Raw genomic sequence first — 23,266 nt, 5'->3', positions numbered from 1 at the left:
CGAACTGAGGGAGATCATTATGATCGACTACACGACCAGGTGGTCCCTTCCTCGTGGCAACTGGGTGGTCCCATCAGGCTGGCAAGCGACAGCACCGACGGGGTGTGCTACTCGTGGTGGACTGGGCGGTATTCGGCGGCTACCAGTCGCAAGCTGTTCCGGTACATCACTGCGGAGCGACCGGAGAGCGCTGCGGACGCTATCGCGGAGCGGTGGCGTGAACTCGGTGGTGCTGATCCACTGGCCCGTGAACTGGTGGGAGCGCCGATATGAGTTCATCGCTGTCCGGTATGGGCCCCATCAATGTGCGGCCGGGGGATCAGACCGCTGTGCAACGTACAGCGGCTCTAGCGGTCGCCACGGTCAAGGCGTCTCTCGCAGAGCAGCGCGAGGTCCCCAGCGTCCCCGTGCCGTCTACCAGGGGATCCTAAGCACCGCCGGTCTTCTCTGGCGTTGACCCTGGAGAAGGACGGCGGATCCACCTGAGCTGTCGCGGTTTCGTCTCTGCGCTCCACATCGGAGCGGGACCGCGACACCCTCACGGCCCCGCTCTCATCGTGGGGGGAGCGGGGCCGTGGACCCCTGGTTGGCTGGCTCGCTAATCCTGAAGCTCGTAGCCCCAGCCAGGCCGGTGGTGCAGGGGAGGAGCCGCCGTCCTCACCCTGCACCACCAACGCAAGCAGCAGCCTTTGGGCCGCGCGGATCACCCCCGACGAAAAGAGGATGCGGATGAGGATCGGGTTCAGCTTCTGGGGTTCCTCGGCCCTGGCAACGTTGCACCGATGCGCATCAGGCGCCCACCGAGGCCGAGTTCCGGGCCGCGATGGAATCCTTCGGCTACGAGGCGGACGCGCCGTTCCTGGTGGAGGATGGACATGTCCTTACGCACGCACTGGGCGAGCAACGCCGGTACGCCCTGCAGCACGCATTGGGCTACCAGGTGTGGGAAGTTGATCACCCGCACCTCCACGCCGCCCACGGCCGCGCCCTGCAAGGGTATGTACTGAGCGATGACGAGCAGGCGCGACTCGACCAGGCGCGGGAACGGCTCGCCGCCGGCGCCCGCTTCGACGACGACTGAACGACCAGGAGGGGCCATCATGCCGAACCAGCTGTGGATGGCCGCGCCCCTGGTCGCGTTCGATCTGGAGGGCACCGGCGGTCAGGACCGCGAGAACGAGGCGATCCTGGAGGTCGGGGTCGTCCCGCTGGCCGGTGGCCGCCCCGACGTGGACCGCGCCTATCACTCGATCGTCAACCCGGGGCGGCGCATCCCGCGCCGTCCCTGGTCTCCGCCCGGCCTGACGAGCGACATGCTGGCCCTGGGCCCGACACTCGATCACATCCTTCCCGAGCTGATGGCCCGCCTCAATGGGGCGTACATCGTCGGCCACAACGTGACCGTGGACTGGCGGCTGTTGTCGCTGCGCTGCCCCGGCATCCGCCCGGCCGCACTGATCGACACGCTGAAACTGGCCAGGCTGATCCGATCAGGCAGCCGGCGCAACAGCCTGACCGCCCTCCTCACCCACTACCAACTGACCGATGAGGTCTTCCATCTCGCTGTCGGCGGGCAACCGCACCGTGCTCTGTGGGACGCGGTCGGCGCCGGCCTGCTGCTCCGCACCCTCGTTGAGAAGCTGTTCGGGCAGACCATCACCGTCGACAAGCTGCGCCAGGTGGCTGGGGTGCCGATCAACGGTGAAGCCATGGGTTATGAGTCTGGCCAACTGCCGTTACTGTTTTGACTGATCACCAGGCGAACGCCCTGTCCTCCGTGACGCGGAGGACAGGGTGCCCAGCACCTGTAGGCGTACCCCTGGCAACGGTCTACCAGAACTCGCGGGGGAATAGTCCACGCTTCATGAAGATCGGTAAGCAATTGTCGGGGGACGTGGTAGAGCGGCGTTCCTCCCTGGCTTTAGTTCTGCCACAGTTCTGCCAGAGGGCGGCTAGGAATGGCAAACGACCACCACTGACCACAATGAGTATTCCCAGGTCAGAGCAAGAACGATAACGATATTGCAGGTCGGCGATCTGCACATCTGAGATCTACACCCTCTTCGAGGGCACCAGCGAGGTCCAGAGGTTGCTGATCGGCCGCGCGGTCACCGGCCTGCCCGTCCAGTGACGTTCCGCATCGTCAGAGCCCCGAGGTAGTGATCGCACGGCAGCCGTCGACGGCCCGGTCGGTCTCGCCCGGCGTGGGTGGTGCGATGTCGAGAGCCCAGCAGTAGAAGCTCAGTTCGTCGACGTCTTGTTCGATGAGCGCCGTGAGCGTGGTGCCGCCGCCGTGGCCCGAGGCCCGGAGGGGCAGCAGGAGATAGGGTCCGCCCCGCGTGCCTTCGGCCTGGAGCATGGCGACCATCTTGAGGGGGTCGTACGGTGGCGCGACCCGGTCGTTCAACGCCGACACGAACGTCATCACGGGGTAGCGGCGATCGGCTCGGACGTTGTGGTACGGCGAATAGCCGGCGAGATACGCGCCCTCGACGGGATCGTCGGGCGAGCCGTATTCGACGGTCGCCGAGCTCAGGTAGCCGAATTTCGGGAAGTTCAGCATGTCCAGGACGGGCGCGCGGCAGTAGACGGCTCCGAAGGCCTCTGGTGCTTGCATGGCGGTGACGGCGACGAGCAGACCGCCGTTACTGTTGCCACGCGAAACGAGCTTGGAGGGCGTCGTATAGCCCGCCGACTCCAGCCAACGCGCCGCGGCGATGTAGTCGTCGAAAGCGTTCTGCCGCCGCGTCTTGCATGCCCCCTCGTGCCAGTCGCGGCCGTATTCGCCGCCGCCTCGCACGTTCGCGAAGGCGAGGACGCCGCCCAGCTTCAACCAAGCGGCGTTCAGGGCCGAAAAGCGTGGCTCCAGCGGGATGTTGAAGCCACCGTAGCCGCTCAGACGTACGGGCCGGCGCCCGTCGCGAGGGAGGTCTTCGCGGTGAACGATGAACATCGACACCCGCGTGCCGTCCGGCGACTCGTACCAGACCTGGTCCGTCACGTACGCGGACGCGTCCAGCCCGACGTCGGGCACGTGGTACGGGGACAGGCGGTCGGCCGCGTAGTCATACCGGTAGACCGATGGTGGCTGCACGTACGACGTGAAGTTCACCCACACCTCGTCGCCGCTCCAGCTGCCATCGACGCCGCTGATGATGCCTTCGCCCTCGTTGCGATTCACCGAGCCGAGCGCCGGCAGCACCAGGTCGCGTAGGTGGGCGCCGTCTTCTGCGTGGATGCGCACGCGATGCGACGCCGCATGTGAGTAGACGGCGTAGAGCCGGCCGCCGACGCCGGCGACCGTCTGCAGCGTGTCCGAGTTCTCGGGGATGAGCGTCCGCCAATTCGTCGGCGCCGTGAGCGGCGCGACGCAGAGACGGCCGCGCGGCGCGTCCAGATCGGTATGGACGAGCAGCGAGTCGCCGATCACCTGCACCTGGTTGAGCGACCGCATGGTGGGAGCGACCGGCACGAGCGCGTCGTCCGCGAGGCGTAGCAGGTGGACGACGTTGGCATGCACATAGTCCCACTTGTAGAGCACGGCGAAGCGTCGGCACTCGCTGACCTTGACGGAGCACCAGTACTCCTTCTCGTGATCGTCGCCGAAGATCCGGCGGGCCGGCGCGTCCGACCCGAGCCGATGCTCGTAGATGGCGTTCCAGTACGCCTCGTCGCCCGCGGGCACCTCACCAGGCTCGGGACACGCCGCATAGAAGAACCCTGACCCGTCGGGTCGCCAAGCCGGTGAGGTGTGGCTCGTACCGCGGGGCCGGTCGGGGAGCAGCCGCCCCGTCTCGACGTCGAGCACGTGGATCACCGCGTCGTGGGTGCCGCCAACGGCCTTCCCGAACGCGACCAGCGTGCCGTCGGGGGACGGCACGGCGAACACCAGCGCCTCGTCGCTCCTCCATGTGTTGGGGTCGAGTACCGGTTCGAGCGGCGCGTCCTTGCCGCGCCGCACCATGAGACAGGGCTTCTCGTCGTCGGTGTCCGCCTGCCAGACGAACTCGCGTCCGTGCGGGCCGGTGCGAATCGGCGGCGACAGCCGCGCATGGCGCGCTGAGCGGGCGACCGTGGCCCGCAGCCAGTCGCGTCCCGGCGCTCCGCGCAGCACAGCATGCGTGACGGCTTCCTGCGCATTGATCCACGCCTGGGTCTCCGCGTCGTCGAGCCGCTCCAGCCAGGCGTAGGGGTCGTCAAATCGCTTACCGTGCAGCATGTAGCCGCTATCCGGATCGTGTCGCGTCGTGGGAACCTTTAACGTGAGTCTTGCCATCCTGTGATTCTCCACTGGCGCGCGACCAGCCTGTGCGGCTACGGCGCGCCGCCGGCACTCCAAGGCCGACTCCTTGTCGGCCGCGCGTCAATGGTCCGGCGTCGTCTCCGCCAGTTCGCTCAGCGCGGTCCGGTTGGGCAGGCCGGTCTTGGTGAGCAGGGACGCGACGTGCTTTTCCACGGTGCGCGGCGACAGGTGCAGCCGCGTCGCGATCTCCCGGTTGCCGAGCCGCCGGGCGAGCAACCGCAGGACCTCGTACTCGCGTACGGTGACCCCGGCGGCGCGCAACCGAGAAGGGATGTTGTCGGCCCCGGGGCGACGCTGGGTGACGCGCACTCCGGCCCGGCGCATCAGCGTCCGGCAGGCGCCGGCGACCGCGGTCACCCCGCCGGAGTGGAAGTACTCCTCGGAGCGGCGCAGCCACTCGACCGGGGTGCCCCAGCCGTCGGTGATCGCGGCCTCGGCCACCAGGCGTAGCCCGATATTGCGGCTGGTGCCGAACAACTCGCCCACCCGCACCGCCTGCTCGACGGCATCGGCGGCGTCGCGGCCTGACCCCGCCCGGCCGTGCAGCACGGCGCTCGCGAACAGCGCGAACTGCCGGTCCCAGCGCAGCCGGCTGGCCGGCGCCGCGACCACCGCCTGGTATTCCGGCCAGTCCAGTTCACCGGCCAGCGACCGCAGGAGGAGATCCAGGCCGTAGCGGCCGGTCAGAGGGTAGACCGTCGGGTTCTGGTCCTCGGCGGCCAGCGCGCGTGACTGCTCCGCCATGGCCAGCGCCCGGTCCTCCTCAAGGAGCGCGCACCATGCCCGCGCCAGCCCGTGCGCCCGCGGCGTGAGCTGCGCGTGCTCGGGCACCTGGTGGCGCAGTTCGGCGAACGCGGTCTCCATTTCCTGCCGCCGGCCCTGGTGGGCGGCGAGGATGGCCCGCTGCAGAAGCGCGTACCTGGCGGCCTCCAGGAGCCGCAGCCGCGAGGCCGACTGGAGCACCTGGTCGAGGATCTCCCCGGCGACGCCGAAATCGGCCCGTAAGATCGATTGGAAGGAGATGCAGGTCTCGGCCTGGAACCGGGCCGTGACCGCGCCGACCCGCGACGCCTCCTGCCGGACGTGCTCCAGCCGGCTGATCCCGCCGTCGCGCAGCGCCTCGTCGTTGCCGAGCCGGATCAGCGTGTGGATCTCCTCAATCGGCAGGTCGTACCGCACGGCGAGGCCGCGCGCGTGTTCGAGGCACGCCGTCGCCTCCTGCGGGTCGCGTGGGCGGCTCAGCGCCCCCAGTAACTGCCACGCCTGGCAGGCGACCATGGGGAGCCGGGCCTTCTCCGCCACCTTGGCGGCGCGCCGCGCGAGTTGTTCGGCCAGTCCCACCTGGTCAGGGCCCGGCAGGTCGAGCACGAGATGGGCGGCGACGACATCGATCGGCGCGGAGTCCCGGTCGGCGGCGCCCGGGCCCAGGAGCCGGCGCGCGATCTCCACCTGGGCGAGGCCATCGGCGGACCGGCCGCCTACCGCGGCGGCCCAGGCCAGGCGGGTGTGCAGTTCGGCGCGGGAACTGCGGCTGATCAGGCCGGTGAACTCGTCGAGCTGGCCGGCCGCTGTGACCGCCCGCTCCACCAGGCCGGCCTCGGCGAGCGCCAGGAGCAGCGCGGCGAGCGCGTCGGCCCGCGCCTGCGCGTCGGTGCCGTGCCCGAGCAGGTCGAGGGACTTCTCCAGCAGGCTGACCGCCGTGTTCGCCGCGCCTTGCGCCAGCGCCCTTCGGCCCGCCTCCGCGAACAGCCCCCCGGCGGCGGCGGGTTCGCCCGCCTGCAGCCGCAGGGTGGCCGACGTCTGGCACCAATCGTCGGGCAACTCGGGGAACACGGCCAGCACCGCGTCGGCGGCGCGCCGCGCGAGCGCGCCGCGCTCGTCCGGGGTCAGCAGGGTGAGCAGCGCCTCTACGACGAGCGGGTGCTGGAAGGCGTACCAGTCGGGGGTCTCCTCGTCCGGTGCGACGAATTCGGCGGTCAGCTCGGCGTGCAACTGCCTGAGCACTTCGCGGTATCCGAGTCCGGTGGCCGCCTGCAGCACCGACACCGGGAAACGCGGGCCGAGCACCGCGGCGACCGAGAGCAGGTCCCGTCCCTGCGGGCCGAGCTTGTCGAGTCGCGTGGCCATGGTACGGGTGAGCGAGCCGGTCACCCTGGTGTGCAGCTTGCCGGTGACCCGCCAGCGTCCGCTGTCGCGTTCACGTGCCACGAGCCCGCCGCGCAGCATCTCGCCGAGCATCTCCTCGACCATCAGCGGAACGCCGCCGCTGTCGGCCCATAACTGCTCGGCCAGCTCGTCGGGGACGTGGGACGCGTCGCACTCCAGGTGGACCCCGGCCAACCGGCGCACCTCGTCTCCGTCGAGCCGGCGCAGTTCGAGCAGGCCGGCGGAGCCGCGCTGCGCGGCCGAGCGGGCCATGTCGAGGGCGGGGCACGGCTCGCTGGAGGCCGCGCCGAGCAGCATGGCGGGTTGCCCGGCGAGGTTCTCGACGAGGTAGTCGACCACGGCCAGGCTCTCGGCGTCGGAGTTCTGCAGGTCGTCCAGGATCATCAGGCAGCCGCGCTCCCGCCCGGCGAGCGCGGTCAGCCGCAGCACCGCCTCGGCGAGGATCACCAGTGACCCGCCCTCGTGCGCGGGCGCCGGCGTGCCCCAGTCGGGCACCAGCCTGGCGAGGACCGGCTGGTACGGGCCCAGTTGCGCGACGTCGATGGGAGTGCCGGACCGCTGCAAGGACATCAGCGCCTCGGTCAGCAGTCGGAACGGGGCCATCGGGCCGATCGGGCTGGCCCGGCCGCGAAGGGTGCACATGTCGGCCGCGAGGCCGAGGTCGGCTGCCGCCGTGGACAGGCGTGACTTGCCGATCCCGCCTTCTCCGATCACGAAAAGCGCGCCGCCCCGTCCGGACCGAGCGCTGGCCAACGCACGGTCGATCGTGCGAAGCTCTTCATCCCGGCATACCACGGCCGATACGGGGAACAGGGTCATTTGACGTTAATAGCCAATTTTGCCGGGTTTACGCGGCATGTCAGATGGCAAAAACGGCACCCGGTGGAAACCGTGCCCGCATCGGGGTCACAGAGAAACCGGGTGCCGCACTGGTCACGCTCACCGCAGGCGGTCAGAGGGCCGGCGGATACGCCGGACCGTGCCGCTCGCCGGCGGGATGTCACACGATTCTGCTGATGGACGTCTCGCCACCGCAGCAGGTGGTGTCCGCGGGGCCGGCCAGGCTGTTGATCGCGCTGCCGAGCCCCGTCGTGGTGCCGCCCGTCGTGGCGATGACACCGGCCAGCACGGCGACCCGCAGGCCGAACTGCACCCCCGGCCTGCCCAGTCTGCCGGCGCCTGCCGCGGGCGTGGATTCCCGTGCCTCGTCGCGGGAGTCGGTCCGGTGGGTGCGCGTGCTCAACAACTCGAACCTCATTTTCCTCAGCCTTCCTTTCGAGTTCGTCTTGCGCGTTGGTCGTCTGCCGGTCGGGTGCCGGGGAGCCTCGGGCCGAGGCCGCGGCGATGTCAGGGGGTGGGTTCCAGGAGCAGTACAGAAGGGACCGTCCGCGGGAAGCCAAGCCGTAGCAGCCCGTATCCGATGCCCGCGAGCCCATGCAGTAACCCGGGCGTGGCGATCCCGCCGGGGGTGGCACAGGTCGGTCCGTGCCGGTGGACCGCGTCGAGGACGAGGTCGGCGCGGTGGTGCAGGGTCGGGGGGGCGCTCTGGTCCGGTGTGACGGCGGTGAGCACGAGGAGCGCGTCGGCGATGCCGAGTTCGCCATGGCACAGGCTCAGGTCGCCGAGCACGGGGCGTTCGGCCAGCGAGAGCAGAGCCGCCTCGGTTTCGGCCGTCGCGGCGTCCCTCGCCAGGCACGCGCGTGCCATGAGCAGGCCGGCGGTCCCACGGCACCAGCCGTGCCCCTGGGGCCCGCCCGGGACGATCTGCTCGCCCGCCCGCCGCAGCGCGCGCCGGCCCGCGTGGGAATGGCGCGAGTCCGGTGCGTGCATGGCGAACCGGGTGAGTGCCCAGCCGATCCCGGCGGCGCCGGAGGCGAAGCCAGGCGGAATCCCGTCCCCGTCGGGGACGCACCGCCCCGTGGTCCGCTCCACGAGGTCCGCGAGCCGGTCGGCGCACGTGACGGCCAGCCTCGCGGCCGCCCCGGAACCGATCTCGCGGTGCACCGCGCTCATCGCGGCAAGGCATCCGGCGGTTCCGTCCGTCCACCCGGGCGGCTCAGGCGGCCCGCCCAGGCCGACCGTGCGGTCCGCCAGTTCCACGCTCGTCTCGGCCCAGTCACGCAGCTCTTGGTCGTCGAGCAGGGTGGCCAGCCGGGCCAGCGCGTAGCTCATGCCGCCGAGTCCCGCGTTGCTGCCGCAGGCGACCGCGGTGAGCAGGTCGGCCCGGCCGGCGAGGGTGGCGAGCAGCTGGGGGATCGGGCCCACCGCGCGGCGCGCCGCCTGGCCGTAGCGGGCGATGCCGGTCAACCGGGCGAGCTGGGCCAGGAACAGCGCCACCCCGAGGTAGCCGTCCGCCAGGCTGGCGCCCATCGGGAGCACCATCCAGCGCGCGTCGTCGACCAGTTGCAGCCCGAGCCAGTTGATCCGGCCTCGATCGTCCTCGTCGCGCATGATCTTGCTGCGCGCGAGGATCTCGTCGGCGAGCCCGGCCGCCGCGGCGAGCAGCCTGCCGGGTTCGGCGCCCGCGGGCCTGCGCGCCATGGCCGGGAGGGTGCTGTGGTGGCCTTCGGCAGGCCGGCGGGCGGCCAGGCTGGCGCGAATCACCCACTCCTGCTCGCCCCGGTCGATCTCGCCCATGGCCGCGATCTTCTCCAGGGCGCACTCCAGTCCGGATCGCTCCAGCATGCCGGGAAGGTGCGCGGTGGAGCGGGTCCACAGGTCCCTGGACCCCGGTCGGCCGGTGACCAGCGGGATGTCGCCGGCCCACAGCGCGGCGCGTTCGTACGGGGCCAGCCGCTGCCACAGGTGGTGGCGGGCCGAGGCCTCGTCGAGCAGATCGAGGGCCCTGTCCCGGTCGAGCGCGTCCCGTAGCAGGTCAGGGCGGGTGCATTCGTCCAGCAAGCGCGCGTAGCCGCGGGTCGGCCGGACGACGACGCGGGTCTGGATCTCGGAGAAGGATTCGACGAGCCGGGTGAACTCCGCCCGGCAGCGCACGACCGCGTCGTAACCGAGCCGGAAACCCTCCAGCACGTCGGCCTGGTGGTCGGCGGGCTCGATCGTCCGCCCGCCGAAGCGGGGGCGGTTGCCGGCGCCGGCGTAGGGGGCCGGCCGCCGGACGAGACGCGATCCGGCGCGGGCCGGCGGATCCCAGTCAAGGACGCCTTCGGGACAGGCCGCACCCGGATCGCCGCCCATTCCGGACTGGTCGAGCAGGCCGTTCTCGCCGACGGTGACGTACGGCAGGAGCCCAGTGCGCTGCACCGAGGTGGCCAGCGCGTGGGCGGCGGGGTCGGCGATGGTGATGGTGTCCGGCATGGGCAGGTCAGGGTGGAAGATGGTCTCCACGTCGATCAGGACCGGCTGGTCACCGCACGCGATGACGTTCTCGCAGTGCATGTCGGTCGCGTGTACCACGTGCAGGGCGGCGAGCAGCACCCCCGCACGCCGGTAGAACCGCCGCGCGTCTTCGGGTCGCTTCAGCGGCCGGGTCTGGACGAATTCCATCCAGCCGTACCCCGGCCGCGCGACCGCCCGGGCGGTGCGCAGACCGCAGCCGGGAAGCCGCAGGTCGAGCCAGGCGACGACCTCGTTGAACCGCAGGTGCGCGGCGAGGCAGCGCGGCTTGTAGACGACGGTGCGGCCGTCGGCGAAGCGGACGAGGCTGACCGTACGGCCCTGCTCGTGCGGGTCGCCGAGTCCGGGTTCGATCGCCGTGACCGGCCCCGGGTCCACGCCGCCGAGGAGGTGCTCGACCAGGGCCGCGCGGTCGGCGCCGAGACGGGCCAGCAGTTCGGCGCCCGCGTCGGCGGCCGACATGGCGGCCGTGCCCAGTTGCCTGGCCAGCACCGGGTACCGCGCGAAGAGCGCGGCGAGCCCGGCGGAGGCGCACTGGCGGTGCAGGAAGTCCGCGAACCGGTCCCGGTCGTCCGCGCCGGTCAGCAGGCCACCGGCGTGAGCCGTGCCCAACTCCGCCATCAGCGTGTACAGGGCGATGCGCGCGAGTCTCCTGGCCAGGACGCCGGTGTAGGTCCGCGCGAGGGAGAGGGCGTCGGTCTCGCCAGGGGCGAGATGCCGCCCGGCCGCGTCGGTCAGCCGGTCGCGCACGAGGGCGAGGAAGGGCCGGAACGGGACGGCGAACGCCTCGTGCCACTCGTCGGTGCCCGGCGGTTCGCCGGGCGGGAGGGCCGTGGCGACGGCCCGCTCCACGAAGTCGCACCAGGCCGGGCGGACGGCCTCGGAGCGGTCGCCGGGCATGGCGGCCTCCGGCCGCTCGTGCCGCGCCAGCGCCCGAGCCCACCAGTCGGTGCCGGGCAGCACGGCGGCGGTGCTTTCGCCTGGTGTCGCCGGGTTCGTCATACCTTTGAAGCTGCCACAGCCTCGTCTCCCGGTGATGGGTAGAAGGCACCCATGTTTCTCCGGCGGTCACCGCCGCGGGGGCGCCGGGTACGTAGACGGTACGCGGTCCGGCGGTGCGGCGCCGCCGCGGCCCCGGCGACCCGGCCGCGCACGCTGGGCATGGACGGTGACGCCGCAGGCAGGGGGGCACGCCGAGAATGTGGGGGTGGGGACCCCATGCGGGTGGGGGCGGTCCTGGCGGATGTTGGGGGCGAGAGATTCCTCATGTCTGGCCGAGGAGGTCCGATGGGTGACCCTGTCCGGGCCAACGTCGTCGCGTTGGATCCGATGCTGGAAGCGGGCGCCACGAGCGCGTTGCTCGGCTGTCCCGATGTCGTCGTGGTAGGGCCGCAGGAAGCGGCGGAGGTCACGGTGGTGGTCGTCGACCGGATACAGGACCAGGTGTTCGACCTGCTGCGCGCGCAACGGGACCTGGCCGACCGGCCCGGGGCGGTGCTCGTCGCCGGCGACTTCACGCCCTCTCAGGCGTTGCACGCGATCGCGGTGGGCGCGCGTGGGCTGGTGCGCCGCCGTGAGGCCGACGCGGGCCGCCTGGCGGGCGCGGTGCTCGCCGCGGCCTGCGGCGACTGCACCGTCCCGCCGGACATGCTCACGTGCTTGCTCGATCACGAGGCGGACGCCGGCTCCGCGGGCGGGACCCAGCGGGGGGCCTGGCGGGGCGCGGGCCTGAGCGAGCGGGAACTTGCCGTGCTCACGCTGATCGCCGATGGCCGCGAGACCGATGAGATCGCGCGGGAACTGTGTTACTCGTCTCGCACCGTCGTCGGTGTGGTGCACGACATCACCCACCGGTTCCGGCTGCGCAACCGCGCTCACGCGGTCGCGTACGCGCTCCGGACGGGGCTGTTGTGACCGGGGCGGCGGCGGGCACGGTGGAGTGTCCCCGCGTGCATGTCAGCGCCGGCGGCGCGGCGGCGCGGAACCGGGTGCTCTCGCTGCTCGGGCCGTGCGGGTTCCCGCTGGCCCCGGAACCCGACGGGTCCGCGGACACGGTGGTGATAGCGGCGGCGGCCACGGTGGACGAGGCGCTGGAAGCGTGGTCCGGAGCGGGCGGGCCCGGCGGGCACGCGGTGCTGCTCCTCGCCGACACCTTCTCCCCCTCCGGCGTGATGCGGGCCGTGCGGGCGGGGGCGCGCACCATGCTGCGGTCCGCCGACGCGACGTCGGTGCGGCTGGGCGCGGCGGTGCGCTCGGCGCACCGCGGCGACGGCCGCCTGCCGCATGAGGTGCTGGTCCGGCTGCTCGGCGGCCCGGCCCCCGCGCCGCCGCGCCCGGCGCCTCCGCTGACGGTCAGGCAGAAGGCGGTGCTCGCGCTGATGGCGGACGGGCTGGGGAACGCGGCCATCGCCCAGGTGCTGTGCTGCTCGGAGCACACGGTCAAGAACGTCATCTACGACCTGACGGCCCGGTTGCAGGTGCGCAACCGGGCGCATGCGGTGGCGTGTGCGGTGCGGAGGGGCCTGGTCTAGCCGGTACGGCCGGCCGTCGCGCGCGCGGGAAGGAAGTCCGGCAGGTCGACGCCGAGCCCGTCCCGGCGGGCGGCGCGCAGCACCATGCCCGCGACCGCGAGGTCGAGCACCCCGAGCCCGAACGGAGAGAACAGCGTCACGCGCCGCGGATCGCGACCGTGATCTCCACCGCTGAGCAGGAGTTCGCCGATGGTGGCCTGGATGAACCCCCGGTGACCGACATGCTGCTCGGCCAGGTGCATGGAGGTCGCGGCGCGCAGAACATGGTCACGGTCGTCGACGATGTTCACCGCGTCCAGCACTCCGCCGATGGTCACGTCCCGCAACGAGACGTGCAGGACGAGCGAGCCGGGGCGGCAGGCGTGAAGGTCGAGATGCGGGACGGTGGCGGTGGTCGCGAGGCTGACCAGCGGGTGCGCCGCGAGAGCCTCGTCCGGGTGGCTTGCCACGGACGCCGTCACGTCCAGCTCCGCCGAGCAGCGCCGCGCGAACGCTTTCGCCCGGTCAGCGTCGAGGTCGAACACGGTGACCTCGCGCAGCTCCGGATGCACCACCCTGAGGAACCGAAGGATCTCGGCGTTGATGACGCCGCATCCGATCATCGAGACCCCGTCGGCCGGCTCCGTGCCTTGCAAGGTCGCCGACGCGAGGGCGGCGCTCGCGGCGGTGCGCCGCGCGGAGATCACCGAGCCCTCCATCACGCACAACGGGTGGCCGGTGTCCGGCGAGTTCAGGATGATCGCCGCCGACGCGCGGTCCATCCCGGCCGCCACGTTCCCGGGGAACGACGCTATCCACTTCACCCCGGCGACCGGCTCGTCGCCGCCCAGGTACGCCGGCAGCGCGATGACGCGGTCGCGGGCGCTGTGGGGGAAGCGCAGGAACACCGACTCGGGTACGGCTGTCTCGCCGCGGGAGTGTTCCAGATACGCGTGCCGCACCGCGGTGAGCACCTCAACATCCTTGCCGTCCAGTACGTGCCGGACGTCCGCGTTGCCGAGGATCAGCATCGCTTGTCGCAGATGGTGCGGTCCATGTACCGGCGCAGGCTGGCCGGCCGCATGTCGGTCCAGATCACCCCGATGTAGTCGAGGCATTCGGGCTGGGTGCCCTGGGTGCCCTCGGCCTGCCAGCCGGGCGGTGGTTCCTGGTCGGCCGGCCAGACCGAGTACTGCTCCTCGTCGTTGCGCACGACGCGGTAGACGCCCTCATCCACGGAGTCGTTCATCGGCGGATCCCTTCTGCGCTGGCCGCCCGGTGTGCGGCGGTCAGGCAACTGTGCGCGCCGCACGCGGTCCGGCGGGAGAGAAGAACGCGCGACAGGAGCGGCGGTCGAGCGGTGCGGTTCCTTCCCTGGCGGGCGGGAGCCGTGGCGGGCGATGGTCGAATCGCCACAATCCCCACGATCTGAGGAGACATCCCATGGACGATGGCGACGGCAGGGAAACCGGTGTGGCCGGCAAACGTTCGTTGCGCGGCCTGATCGGTGTGCTGGGCGCGGACCTCGCCGCCCTTTCGGCGAACCGCCTGCTGTCCATCGCGGTGCCGTGGCTCGTGCTTACCACGACCGGGAGTCCCGCCAAGACCGGTCTGGTCGCCTTCTGCCAGATCACCCCCTTCGTCATAGCGCAGGCGCTCGCCGGCCCGCTCATCGACCGCATCGGGCCCCGGCGCGTCGCCATCACCGGCGACCTGGTGTCGATGGCCGCCATGATCGTCGCGCCCTTGCTGTTCGCGGCCGGTGGGCTGAACCTGTGGGGGCTGATGGCGCTCATGGCCGTGGTGGGCGCGGCGGACGGCCCCGCCATCGCCGCCAAGTCCATCTTCGTCCCATCGGTCACCCGGGCGGCCCGGGCGCCGATCGAACGCGGCACCGGGCTCATCGCCGCGATCGAACGCACCGCCACGGTGGCGGGGCCCGCCGCCGCCGGCGTCCTTGTGGCCACGTTCGGCGGCGCCCAGTCGCTCTGGCTCTCGGCGGCCCTGTTCGGCCTGGCGGCCGTGGTAACCACCGCCACGCTCGCCGATCCGGCGCCCGATCCCGCCGCGCTCACGACGACCGAGGCGGAGGGGTACCTCGCCCGGCTGCGCCAGGGCGCCGCGTTCCTCCGCCAGGACCGCCTGCTGCGCTCCATCGCCGGGATGCTGGTCGCGACCAACCTGCTCGACCAGGCCTTCATGGCGGTCCTGCTCCCGGTGTGGGCGCTGGAGTCGGGGTACGGAGCCGAAACGGTGGGCCTGGTGGTCAGCGTCTTCGCGGGCACGTCCATCCTGGCCGCCCTCCTCGCCGCCACGCTCGCCGACCGGCTGCCCCGCCACATCGTCTACATGGTCGGATTCGTGATCGGCGGGATCCCCCGCTTCGTGGCGATGGCCCTGAGCATCCCGCTGTGGGCCGTGCTGGCGGTCTTCGCCGTCGGCGGACTCGGCTCCGGATTCGTCAACCCGATCATCGGCGCCGTGAGCTACGAGCGGATCCCCGGGCGGCTGCTCGGGCGGGTCCGTACGCTCACCAGCGCGCTTGCCTGGGCCGGTATCCCCTTCGGCGGCCCGTTCGCCGCGGCCGTTCTCGCGGTGTCGGGGCTGAACGGCGCCTTGCTGATCGTCGGCGGCCTCTACCTGGTCGCCATCGTCGTGCCCGGGCTGCGGCCCGAGTGGTCACAGATGCGCCGGGTCGCGCCGGCGATCGACATCTCCGCTGAGAGTGCTCTTACCGATGCGGAGCCAGAGAAAGGCGTCAAGAATGGTCGCGCTGCCTGAACTGTCGGTACGCCGGTCGACCCCCGAGCGGTTCAACGGGTGGTCGCACGATCGGCGACAGGGTTTCGAGCTCGACACGACCGCGGAATCGGTCTACCAGACCGTCGTGGAGAATCCCAACGCGAGCACGGAGAAGCTCGCCGAGCTCATGGCGCTCAGCGAGGTGACCGTCCAGTTCGCCCTTGAGCACCTGGCCCGGTTGGAGCTGATCACGCGCGAGGCGGGATACGACGGCTGGACGGCGATCGAGCCGGAGGTCGGCCTGGCGGCGCTGCTGGCCCGGCAGCAGGCCGAGCTGGCACGACACCAGCAGCAGGTGGAGGACAGCCGGCTGACGGTCGCGCGCCTGCTGGCGTCGTGCGGCCAGCGGAGCGCCCAGGACGCCGCCGGAGTCGAGTGGATCATCGGCGGCGCGGCGGTGCGGGCCCGTACGGCCCGGCTGGCCGACGACTGCCGGGAGGAGTACCTGTCGCTCCGGCTCGCCGGCCACACGCCGGCTCTCGACAGCGCCCGAACGATCGACGAGGACATCCTGGCCCGTGGCGTCCTGTCGCGCTCGATCGTCCTTGACAGCGTGCGCAACGACAAACCCACGATGGCCCACCTGCGACGGGAGATCGGGGCGGGCGCGGACGTGCGCACCCTGCCCACGTTGCCCGCCAGGGTGCGGATATTCGACCGGCGCCACGCGGTGGTCTCGGTCAGCAACCTCACCGGGATGGCCGGAGCGCTCACCGTCGGCTGCGATGTGGTCGTCGACTCGTTCGTCACGCTGTTCTCGAAGCTGTGGGCGGAGGCCGAGCCCCTGGGAGACTGCCGGCCGCGTCGCGGCGGCGACCTGTCGTCGCAGGAGGTCCACATCCTGAAACTGTGGGCGCAGGGGCACACCGACGCCTCGGCCGCCCGCCGGATGGAGGTGTCCCTGCGCACCGTGCGCCGGCTGTCGGACCGGCTGGCCGAACGCCTCGGGACACGCAGCCGTTTTCAGCTGGGCGCGGTGGCCATCGCGAAGAGGCTCATCGACCCGGCGGAGCTCTGAACCGTAGTCCCTGGGGATCCGTGGCCCCTCCGTCCGGGGGCGATCCGTGAACCCCTGCCGCCCGGTGGCGATCCGGGAAACGATCACATCGAACCTGATGGTGATCGTTTCCCGGATCGCCCCGACCGGCAGGGGTTCACCGCTTCGCGCGGTCCGCTCACCCTGCCTCCGGAGCACCGACGAGGCCGAGGGCCCTGGCGGTGGGGACACAGCCGAACCGGTCGTTCACCCAGTCGTCGTCGTACACGGTCTTCAGGTAGCGGTCACCGAGGTCGGGCGAGATGGCCGCGACGCGCGGCCGGTCGCGGAATCGGTCTTCGCGTCCCGCGATCGCCGCGAGCACCGATCCGGTCGAGCCCCCGACCAGCAGCCCGGTGTTGCGCGCGACGCGGCGGCACTCCCGGATCGCGTCCTCCTCCGGCACGTGGACGACCTCGTCGGCCAGTTCCGGCCGGCACAGCTCGGGACGGCGGCTGGCACCGAGCCCGGGGATCCAGCGGCGCCCCGCCTCGGCGCCGAACGTCACCGATCCCACCGAGTCCACCGCGATGATCCGGGTGTGCGGCGAGTGCTCGCGCAGGTAGGAGGCGCAGCCGACGAAGGTTCCCGTCGAGCCGGTTCCCACGAACAGGTAGTCGATGTGCCGCAGCCCGGCGAGCAGGTTCGTGGCCGTCCGCTCGTAGTGCGCCGCCGCGTTGGCGGGGTTGGCGTACTGGTTGAGCCACACCATCTCGGGCTGCCGCCGGAGCCGCTCGCGGACGTAGGCGATGCGCGAGTGCAGGTAACCGCCGTTGGCGTCGGTCTCCCGCACGGTCACGACCTCGGCGCCCAGCGCCCGCATGTGCGCGATGGCCGACTCCGAGGTGTTCGGATCCACCACGCAGGTGAACGGGTATCCCTTGGCCGCGCAGATGGAGCTCAGCGCGATGCCGAGGTTCCCCGACGACGACTCGATCACCGGGACACCCACCGACACGCTGCCACCGCGCTCCGCGTCCTCGATGAGCCCGATGGCGGTCTTCAGCTTGATCGAGCCGGCCGGGTTGAACCCCTCGATCTTCAGGTAGACGTCGGCGCGCCGCGACAGGTAGGGCAGGGCGACGAACACGTCATCCATGACGGCGTCATAAGCGTTGGCGTATATCACGCGAAGACCTCTCGCTTGTCAGGGCGGATCGGTGACTCGCCGGCCCCACTGGGCGCGTCATGGCTCGCCGTGCCGCGGGACTCCTGCGGGCTCCACAGGTCCTCCGGGCCCGGCTCGCAGGCGGCGTACTTGCCAAGGGCGCTGATCAGGAGCCGCATCTCCAGGGCGAGGGACTCCACGAACCGGATCAGCCCCTGCTCGGGGTCCTCGTCGACGGCGACCAGCGCCGCCCGTCCGAAACCGACCGCCCGGGCGCCCAGTGCCAGGACCTTGACCGCGCGTGCGCCGTCGTACACGCGGCCGCTGGCGAGCAGCGTGCCCATGGGAGGGCCGAGCCGCCGCAGGCATTCATGCAACGGCAGGCCCACGTGATCAAGGAAGGCGCCTGGCGCCCACCCTGTGCCCCCCTCGGCGCCGTCGACCGTGACCGCGTCCGCGCCCGCCCGCCACGCCACGGCCGCGGCCTCGGCCACGTCGCGGGCCGGTGGCAGCTTGACCCAGCACCGCGCCCGCGGATAGTTGTTCCGCATCAGATGGACCTGCTGGCGCAGGATCTCGTCGGTGAACGTGCCCGGGCTGCTGCAGCGCAGCACCGGCCCGCCGGTCTGGAGCCGTTCCATGGCGTACTGGCCGCTGAGCCGCCGCGAGGTCTCCTCGTCGACCATGGTCAGGCCGCCCAGCCCCGGCTTGGCGCCCTGGCCGACCTTCAGCTCGAAGGCCAGCCGTCCCGAGTCCATCAGCTCCCGCACCGAGGGTTCGGTGTAGACGTGGTTCCAGACCTCGGCGTTGGCGTCCTCGGTGCTCTGCTGGACGACCACTCCTCCGGTGGCCGCCCCGCTCGCCGCCTCGGCGTAGGCGCTGATCCGCTCCAGCAGGGCGCGGTGCTTCCCGGCGGAACGGAATCCGCTGACCGGGGCCACGTTCTCCCCGATCACCATCGGCAGGCCGAGCCTGCCGGCCTGCCGGGCCAGGTCGCACCCGGCGGCCGCCACCCGCGTCGACCCCAAGGCGGTGAGGAAGAGCGGGAGCGGCGCGTCGAACCCGCCGAACGACGAGTCCAGCGACACGTCCGCGTACAGGGGCTCCCTGCCCAGCTCGATCAGCTTCTCCAGCCGCCGCGGCATGGACACCGGCGGTACCAGGCGGTACGCGTCGATCTCGTCCTGTGGCACGGTGGCGGCCGCGCCGAAGACCGTCACGCCGTACTGGTCCATGGCCGGGAACACCGCCGCGCCGCCCTCGCGCGCCCGCCGCCGTACGTCCTGCTCCGGGAATCCCGGCGCTCGCAGTGCGCTCACGGGGACACCACCCCGGGAAGCTTCGGGTAGGCGCTCGCCTGCCAGACCGAGTCCAGCCCGGCCACCCAGCGGGTCAGCCGCTCCAGGCCGATGCCGAAGCCGGCGCTGCCCGGGATGCCCTGCCGCACGACGTCCAGGTACCAGCCGTACTTCGCGGGGTTCTCGCCGGTCTCCCGCATGCGGGTGACGATCTTGGCGTACTCGGACTCGCGTTCGCCGCCGCTGCAGATCTCCCCGCAGTACTCGGGCGCGATCAGGTCGAAGCTCATCAGCGTGGACGGCCGCGCGGGATCCTCCTTGTCGTAGAACCCGCGCGAGCCCTTCGGGTAGTCGACGACGAAGAACGGCGCCTCGGCGCGGCCGGAGATGAGCTCCTCGGCCTCCCAGCCGATCTCCGTGCCCGGATCGTGCGGCTGGCCGAGCCGGTCGAGGACCTCGGTGTGGGTCAGCACCTCGAACGGCTGCTCGACGAGCGCCGACAGCTTCGCGGTGTCCCGGCCGACCAGCCGCAGCGCGTCCTGCTGGGTGGCCAGCGCCTTGCGCACCGCCTGGCGTACCACCCGCTCGGCCAGGGCGATCGCGTCGTCGCGTGACGCGCCGGCGAACTCGACGTCGATCTGGTGGAACTCCGCCAGGTGCCGGTGGGTGGAGCTGGTCTCCAGCGGTTCCAGACGTACGTTCGGCGCGATGAAGAACACCTTGTCGAACGCGACCAGGGAGGTCTGTTTGTAGAGGATGGCGCTGGCCATCAGCTTGTACTGGTGGCCGTAGTAGTCCACGTCCACCTGCTTGGCGCCGCGTGCGCCCGGATCGGTCACGGGGCCGATGAGCGGCTGGAACAGCTCGACGGCGCCCTCCGATGACAGGAGCTCGCGCGCCCCCGCCACCAGCGCCTGCTGGATCTTGAGCACCGCCTGGGTCTTCGGCGACGTCAGATGTTCCCGGGGCGTGGGCACCTCATCCGCCATCAGCCCCGTGGCGCGCGACGCGGGCGTGGTCATGGGGCGAAAGTCCTGCTGTGTGGTCATGGTCGAACCTCCCTTAGTGGTGGGCGAAAGCGCCGGTGTCGTAGCGGTCCCTGACATAGGACAGGGCGTGCAGCAGTTCCGTGGAGGTCAGCCCGCCCGCCTTCGGCCGGCCGCCCGCGCTCGTGATCGGCAGCGCGCCGGTCGCCGCCCACTGCAGGCGGCCGTCGTCGGTGATGTAACTGCGGGTACGTCCGGCGTTGTCCGGGTGCAGGCAGTACGGGACGTCCAGGTACCCCAGGGCGAAGGCGGACGTGAGCGCCCTGCCGAGATCGGCGTGCAGGTCGAGCACCCGCTCGATGATCGAACGTGCCTCTTCCTCGATGCCGGTCGTCGCGGGCGGGCTGAGGTCGCGTTCGGCCGCCCGCCCGGCCCGCGCGGCGACCCGCAAGGCCGTCACGTTGTCGGCGATGGACGGTATCCGGCTGGCCTCCGAGGCGGTCTTCACGATCAGGCGGGCCGCCCCGCTGCGTTTCGCCAGCCGTGCGGCGGCCGCCAGCAGGCTCAGCGCTCCCTGGTGCGTCGCGGGGTAGCGTCCCATGTAGGCGTAGATCACTACGTGCCAGGAGATCGACGGCAGCAGGTCGGCCGCGATGTCATGCAGTGCCCGGACGGCCTCCTCGTCCTGGCCGGGGTGCGTCTGCTGGGCGTAGCTCAAGGAGATGCTCGAAATGCCCTGCTGGGCGAAGAACATGCCTTCCAGGACGCTGATCGCGACCAGCAGCGAGGGCGGGCACAACTGCCCGAGCATGCACCCGCCGAAGCTCTCCAGGTGCGGCACGGCGCCCGTCTCCGCCAGGGCGGCGAACCGCCTGACGGCCTCCCGCCAGGCGTGGACCGACCGGTTGACGGGCGTCCTGCTGTAGGGCAGGCAGTACGAGATCGGTCCCCCCTCGGTGGCGTCCAGCCCGGCCGCCATGAGGGCGCCGAAGATCGGGCCGGGCGACGCGGAGCCGTGGCGCACCTGCACAGGGAAACCGCCGTCGCGGACGCCGTCGAGCATGCCCCTGGTGACCTGCGGGCCCAGCGTCACGATCGGATAGCCGTTGAGCTCGTCACCCGCGCGCAGCGCGCGCTCGGCCGCGGCGAAGTCGCCGACGCGGGTGTAGCTGTCGAGTGTGACGGTCCCCACGGTGGCGGCGTCCGCGTTCTTCGTGGCGACCAGCCCGGCGCGCATCCGCTCGACGGTGCCGAATCCCATGCGCGGCTGGACCACCAGCGTCCCCGTCCGCCGGGCGCGCTCCATGAACTCGTGGAACGTCCCGGCGGGCGCCGTCTCCGGCGTCATGCCCGCCGCCTCGCGTGCTGTCCCGGCGTGCCCGCCGCCTCGGCCAGCAGGGACCGGAACGCCGGCACGGCGGCGTCGCCGACCAGCACCGCGTCGTAGCCGGCGGCGGCCAGCTCGCCCACGACGGCCTGTTCCCGGTCCTCGCTGACGCAGAGCTTGCCGCCGAGGGCGACCGGCACCCGGGACAGGGAGGGCTCGGCGCGCAACGCCGCGATCACCTGCCGGGCCTCCTGGGCGCCGTGACCGTTCACCGTGCTGATCACGATCATGTCGGGTACACGGCGCAGCGATTCGTCCAGGAGCATCGCGACGGGCGCACAGGCACCGAGGTTGGTGACCGTCCAGCCGTTCTCTTCCATCAGCAGCTGGACGTACAACAGATTCCAGGTGTGTGAATCCGATGGAGTGCTGCTGAGCACCGCATACGGCTTCGGTCGCTTCTCGGTGATACAGCTTGGGGACATTCCAGCCACTGGCCTTTCTTGATACCTGCTATTGCTGTCCGGATCGGGGGTTTCGATGTATTGATTATTCCGCGATCCGGAGCCGGCCATTACTGGATAGTTATGTCCTCGAATTCGTGGGCGTTTCCGGCCGCCGGCCGGTGCCGAGCGCCGAGGCTATCGCCGACACCGATTCCCTGGCCTTGATCATGTCGTGATGGCCGCCGTCGAGATCGATGATCCGCAGCCCGCGGGGGTAGAGCCGCTTCCAGTGGGCCACGTACCGCTCTCGGTCCCCGGAGGGGTCCAGTTCCTGTCCCGGTCGGTGGATCTCGTCGCTCACGACGAGCGTGGCCTGGGCCCCGGAGGTGGCGGCGCGATAGTCGGCCAGCGCGCGCGATTCCGCGCGAAGGACGTTGTACGGCAGCCATTCGTCGAGGTCGACCGCGTCCTCGTCGATGTTCATCGGACCGGCCAGGAGCTTCAGCGCCCGTCGCGTCCGTTCCCGCGCCTGGCCGGTCTCGGTCTGCCCGCGCCGCCACAGCGACTCGGCCCGCCCGAAGATCTCCGCCAGCTCGTTGAAGCGTTCGCTCCGATGCGGCCCGGTGACGGCGGGCTCCAGCAGGAACGCCGAGCCGACGTCGTCGGGGCGCATGAGGGCCATCTCGTGCAGGATCACCGCACCGGCCGACCAGCCGAGGAGCCGGTACGGGCCCTCAGGCTGCAGGTTCGCGATCTCCTTCCAGTAGCGCTCGGCCATGGAACGGATGTCTTCGAGCGGCGCCTCGCCGTCGGCCAGGCCGGCGGCCTGCACCCCGAGGACGCGGAACTCCCCGCGCAACTCGTCGGCCAGCGTCTGGTAGGAGTGGATCTGGCCGCCCCCGGGATGGATGCAGAAGAGGTTGGGCCGCTCTGTGGCCGCCGGAGTCCCCGGCCGTACCTCGGCGATCAGCCCGCTCTGCTCGGGCACGGCTTCGCTGAGCGCCCGCGCCAGTTCGTGGATGGTGGGATGCGCCATGACCTGCTGCAACGTCGCCGGACAGCCGGCGCGGCGCAGGCGGGTGATCACCTTGAAGGCGAGGAGCGAGTGGCCGCCGAGGTCGAAGAAGTCGTCGTGGACGCCGGGGTCGGCGGCGCCGAGGACGTCCTGCCAGATGCCGGCGATGAGGTGCTCGGTGGGGGTGGCGGGCGGGGTGTGGGTGGTGTGCCCGCCGGTGTCCGGGGCGGGGAGGGCCTTGCGGTCGGTCTTGCCGTTGGGGGTCAGGGGGAGCGCGGGGAGCGTGACGTAGGCGGCGGGGATCATGTACGGGGGGAGGGTGCGGGCGGTGTGGGCCTTGAGCTCGTCCGGTGTGGGCGGGGTGCCGCCGGCGGCGGTGACGACGTAGGCGATCAGCCGCTGGACGCCGGGGGTGTCCTCGCGGAGGGTGACCGCGGCGGAGGTGATGGCCGGGTGGTCGGTGAGGGTGGTTTCGATTTCACCGAGTTCGATGCGATATCCGCGGAGTTTGACCTGGGTGTCGATGCGGCCGATGAATTCGAGCCGTCCGTCGGGCAGCCAGCGGCACAAATCGCCGGTGTGGTAAAGGCGCTCGGGGTGTCCGGCGAGGGTGTGGTGCCTGAATTTCTGGTCGGTGAGCTGGGGCCGGTTGAGATATCCGCGGGCGACGCATATGCCGCCGAGGAGGCATTCTCCTGGGACGCCGACGGGCACGGGCCGGCCGTCGGGGTCGACGACGTAGGCCTGGGTGTTGGTGATGGGGGTGCCGACGGAGACCGGTCCGGTGGCGTCGTCGCCGACGTGGTAGGTGGCGGACATGACGTTGGCGACGGAGCATTCGGTGGCGCCGTACTCGTTGTAGATGACGGTGCCGGGTTCGCAGACGGCGAGTATCCGGCGGGCGAGGTCGGTGGT

Annotated in this window: 18 protein-coding genes; 6 read left to right on the top strand and 12 right to left on the bottom strand. The window is 71.4% G+C overall.

Annotated features, from left to right (window positions below):
* Nucleotides 1–823 precede the first annotated feature (823 nt).
* Both ACGFIV_RS35280 and ACGFIV_RS35275 read left to right on the top strand, forming a co-directional pair.
* The gene (locus ACGFIV_RS35280; protein WP_358557746.1) at nt 824–1,081 is read left to right on the top strand and encodes a hypothetical protein; all 258 of its coding nucleotides are present in this window, start codon (nt 824–826) and stop codon (nt 1,079–1,081) included.
* 19 nt (nt 1,082–1,100) lie between these two features.
* The gene (locus ACGFIV_RS35275; protein WP_392839390.1) at nt 1,101–1,748 is read left to right on the top strand and encodes an exonuclease domain-containing protein; all 648 of its coding nucleotides are present in this window, start codon (nt 1,101–1,103) and stop codon (nt 1,746–1,748) included.
* 395 nt (nt 1,749–2,143) lie between these two features.
* Here ACGFIV_RS35275 and ACGFIV_RS35270 read toward each other — a convergent pair whose 3' ends face one another.
* The 4 genes from ACGFIV_RS35270 to ACGFIV_RS35255 form a co-directional block, all read right to left on the bottom strand.
* On the bottom strand, nt 2,144–4,339 hold the full coding sequence (locus ACGFIV_RS35270; protein WP_392839388.1) for a prolyl oligopeptidase family protein: 2,196 nt from the start codon (nt 4,337–4,339) through the stop codon (nt 2,144–2,146).
* A 24-nt stretch (nt 4,340–4,363) separates the two neighbouring features.
* On the bottom strand, nt 4,364–7,288 hold the full coding sequence (locus ACGFIV_RS35265; RefSeq protein ID WP_392839386.1) for an AAA family ATPase: 2,925 nt from the start codon (nt 7,286–7,288) through the stop codon (nt 4,364–4,366).
* A gap of 181 nt (nt 7,289–7,469) precedes the next feature.
* On the bottom strand, nt 7,470–7,727 hold the full coding sequence (locus ACGFIV_RS35260) for a hypothetical protein (protein ID WP_358557737.1): 258 nt from the start codon (nt 7,725–7,727) through the stop codon (nt 7,470–7,472).
* An 89-nt stretch (nt 7,728–7,816) separates the two neighbouring features.
* Complete coding sequence (locus ACGFIV_RS35255; protein ID WP_358557734.1) at nt 7,817–10,825, bottom strand: type 2 lanthipeptide synthetase LanM family protein; 3,009 nt, start codon at nt 10,823–10,825, stop codon at nt 7,817–7,819.
* Nucleotides 10,826–11,110: 285 nt separating this feature from the next.
* On the opposite strand from ACGFIV_RS35255, the gene ACGFIV_RS35250 reads away from it, so the two are divergent.
* Both ACGFIV_RS35250 and ACGFIV_RS35245 read left to right on the top strand, forming a co-directional pair.
* The gene (locus tag ACGFIV_RS35250) at nt 11,111–11,737 is read left to right on the top strand and encodes a LuxR C-terminal-related transcriptional regulator (protein WP_358557731.1); all 627 of its coding nucleotides are present in this window, start codon (nt 11,111–11,113) and stop codon (nt 11,735–11,737) included.
* A gap of 35 nt (nt 11,738–11,772) precedes the next feature.
* The gene (locus ACGFIV_RS35245) at nt 11,773–12,354 is read left to right on the top strand and encodes a LuxR C-terminal-related transcriptional regulator (RefSeq protein ID WP_358557728.1); all 582 of its coding nucleotides are present in this window, start codon (nt 11,773–11,775) and stop codon (nt 12,352–12,354) included.
* Here ACGFIV_RS35245 and sbnB read toward each other — a convergent pair.
* Together sbnB and ACGFIV_RS35235 are read right to left on the bottom strand one after the other, a co-directional pair.
* The gene (gene sbnB / locus ACGFIV_RS35240; RefSeq protein WP_392839382.1) at nt 12,351–13,364 is read right to left on the bottom strand and encodes a 2,3-diaminopropionate biosynthesis protein SbnB; all 1,014 of its coding nucleotides are present in this window, start codon (nt 13,362–13,364) and stop codon (nt 12,351–12,353) included. The genes ACGFIV_RS35245 and sbnB overlap by 4 nt on opposite strands.
* A complete protein-coding gene (locus ACGFIV_RS35235) occupies nt 13,358–13,582 on the bottom strand; it encodes an MbtH family NRPS accessory protein (protein ID WP_358557722.1) in 225 nt (74 codons plus the stop codon). The genes sbnB and ACGFIV_RS35235 overlap by 7 nt, the downstream gene beginning before the upstream one ends.
* A gap of 194 nt (nt 13,583–13,776) precedes the next feature.
* On the opposite strand from ACGFIV_RS35235, the gene ACGFIV_RS35230 reads away from it, so the two are divergent.
* Together ACGFIV_RS35230 and ACGFIV_RS35225 are read left to right on the top strand one after the other, a co-directional pair.
* Nucleotides 13,777–15,114, top strand: coding sequence for an MFS transporter (locus ACGFIV_RS35230; RefSeq protein ID WP_392839380.1), 1,338 nt, complete (start codon nt 13,777–13,779; stop codon nt 15,112–15,114).
* A complete protein-coding gene (locus tag ACGFIV_RS35225; protein WP_358553922.1) occupies nt 15,098–16,153 on the top strand; it encodes a helix-turn-helix transcriptional regulator in 1,056 nt (351 codons plus the stop codon). The genes ACGFIV_RS35230 and ACGFIV_RS35225 overlap by 17 nt, the downstream gene beginning before the upstream one ends.
* A gap of 157 nt (nt 16,154–16,310) precedes the next feature.
* Here the strand turns inward: ACGFIV_RS35225 and sbnA are convergent, their stop codons facing one another.
* From sbnA to ACGFIV_RS35195, 6 genes are all read right to left on the bottom strand, one after another.
* On the bottom strand, nt 16,311–17,270 hold the full coding sequence (gene sbnA / locus ACGFIV_RS35220) for a 2,3-diaminopropionate biosynthesis protein SbnA (RefSeq protein WP_358553920.1): 960 nt from the start codon (nt 17,268–17,270) through the stop codon (nt 16,311–16,313).
* 26 nt (nt 17,271–17,296) lie between these two features.
* Complete coding sequence (locus ACGFIV_RS35215; protein ID WP_358553918.1) at nt 17,297–18,598, bottom strand: glutamate synthase-related protein; 1,302 nt, start codon at nt 18,596–18,598, stop codon at nt 17,297–17,299.
* On the bottom strand, nt 18,595–19,626 hold the full coding sequence (locus tag ACGFIV_RS35210) for an asparagine synthetase A (RefSeq protein ID WP_358553916.1): 1,032 nt from the start codon (nt 19,624–19,626) through the stop codon (nt 18,595–18,597). The genes ACGFIV_RS35215 and ACGFIV_RS35210 overlap by 4 nt, the downstream gene beginning before the upstream one ends.
* Before the next feature lie 13 nt (nt 19,627–19,639).
* The gene (locus ACGFIV_RS35205) at nt 19,640–20,911 is read right to left on the bottom strand and encodes a methylaspartate mutase (RefSeq protein ID WP_358553914.1); all 1,272 of its coding nucleotides are present in this window, start codon (nt 20,909–20,911) and stop codon (nt 19,640–19,642) included.
* Complete coding sequence (locus ACGFIV_RS35200; protein ID WP_358553912.1) at nt 20,908–21,375, bottom strand: cobalamin B12-binding domain-containing protein; 468 nt, start codon at nt 21,373–21,375, stop codon at nt 20,908–20,910. The genes ACGFIV_RS35205 and ACGFIV_RS35200 overlap by 4 nt, the downstream gene beginning before the upstream one ends.
* Before the next feature lie 100 nt (nt 21,376–21,475).
* A partial coding sequence (locus tag ACGFIV_RS35195) for a thioesterase domain-containing protein (RefSeq protein ID WP_392839376.1) occupies nt 21,476–23,266 on the bottom strand: 1,791 nt, incomplete at its 5' end.

Source organism: Sphaerisporangium sp. NPDC049003 (assembly GCF_043197795.1).
Classification (GTDB): Bacteria; Actinomycetota; Actinomycetes; order Streptosporangiales; family Streptosporangiaceae; genus Sphaerisporangium.
Note: the sequence above shows the minus strand (reverse complement) of the source record. Positions and strands in the feature narration are given on the sequence as shown.

Coding starts and splice junctions, on each gene's coding strand:
- ACGFIV_RS35280 (WP_358557746.1), top strand. CDS start 824: ATGGAATCCTTCGGCTACGAGGCGGACGCGCCGTTCCTGGTGGAGGAT.
- ACGFIV_RS35275 (WP_392839390.1), top strand. CDS start 1,101: ATGCCGAACCAGCTGTGGATGGCCGCGCCCCTGGTCGCGTTCGATCTG.
- ACGFIV_RS35265 (WP_392839386.1), bottom strand. CDS start 7,288: ATGACCCTGTTCCCCGTATCGGCCGTGGTATGCCGGGATGAAGAGCTT.
- ACGFIV_RS35260 (WP_358557737.1), bottom strand. CDS start 7,727: ATGAGGTTCGAGTTGTTGAGCACGCGCACCCACCGGACCGACTCCCGC.
- ACGFIV_RS35255 (WP_358557734.1), bottom strand. CDS start 10,825: ATGACGAACCCGGCGACACCAGGCGAAAGCACCGCCGCCGTGCTGCCC.
- ACGFIV_RS35250 (WP_358557731.1), top strand. CDS start 11,111: ATGGGTGACCCTGTCCGGGCCAACGTCGTCGCGTTGGATCCGATGCTG.
- sbnB (WP_392839382.1), bottom strand. CDS start 13,364: ATGCTGATCCTCGGCAACGCGGACGTCCGGCACGTACTGGACGGCAAG.
- ACGFIV_RS35235 (WP_358557722.1), bottom strand. CDS start 13,582: ATGAACGACTCCGTGGATGAGGGCGTCTACCGCGTCGTGCGCAACGAC.
- ACGFIV_RS35230 (WP_392839380.1), top strand. CDS start 13,777: ATGGACGATGGCGACGGCAGGGAAACCGGTGTGGCCGGCAAACGTTCG.
- ACGFIV_RS35225 (WP_358553922.1), top strand. CDS start 15,098: ATGGTCGCGCTGCCTGAACTGTCGGTACGCCGGTCGACCCCCGAGCGG.
- sbnA (WP_358553920.1), bottom strand. CDS start 17,270: ATGGATGACGTGTTCGTCGCCCTGCCCTACCTGTCGCGGCGCGCCGAC.
- ACGFIV_RS35210 (WP_358553916.1), bottom strand. CDS start 19,626: ATGACCACACAGCAGGACTTTCGCCCCATGACCACGCCCGCGTCGCGC.
- ACGFIV_RS35205 (WP_358553914.1), bottom strand. CDS start 20,911: ATGACGCCGGAGACGGCGCCCGCCGGGACGTTCCACGAGTTCATGGAG.
- ACGFIV_RS35200 (WP_358553912.1), bottom strand. CDS start 21,375: ATGTCCCCAAGCTGTATCACCGAGAAGCGACCGAAGCCGTATGCGGTG.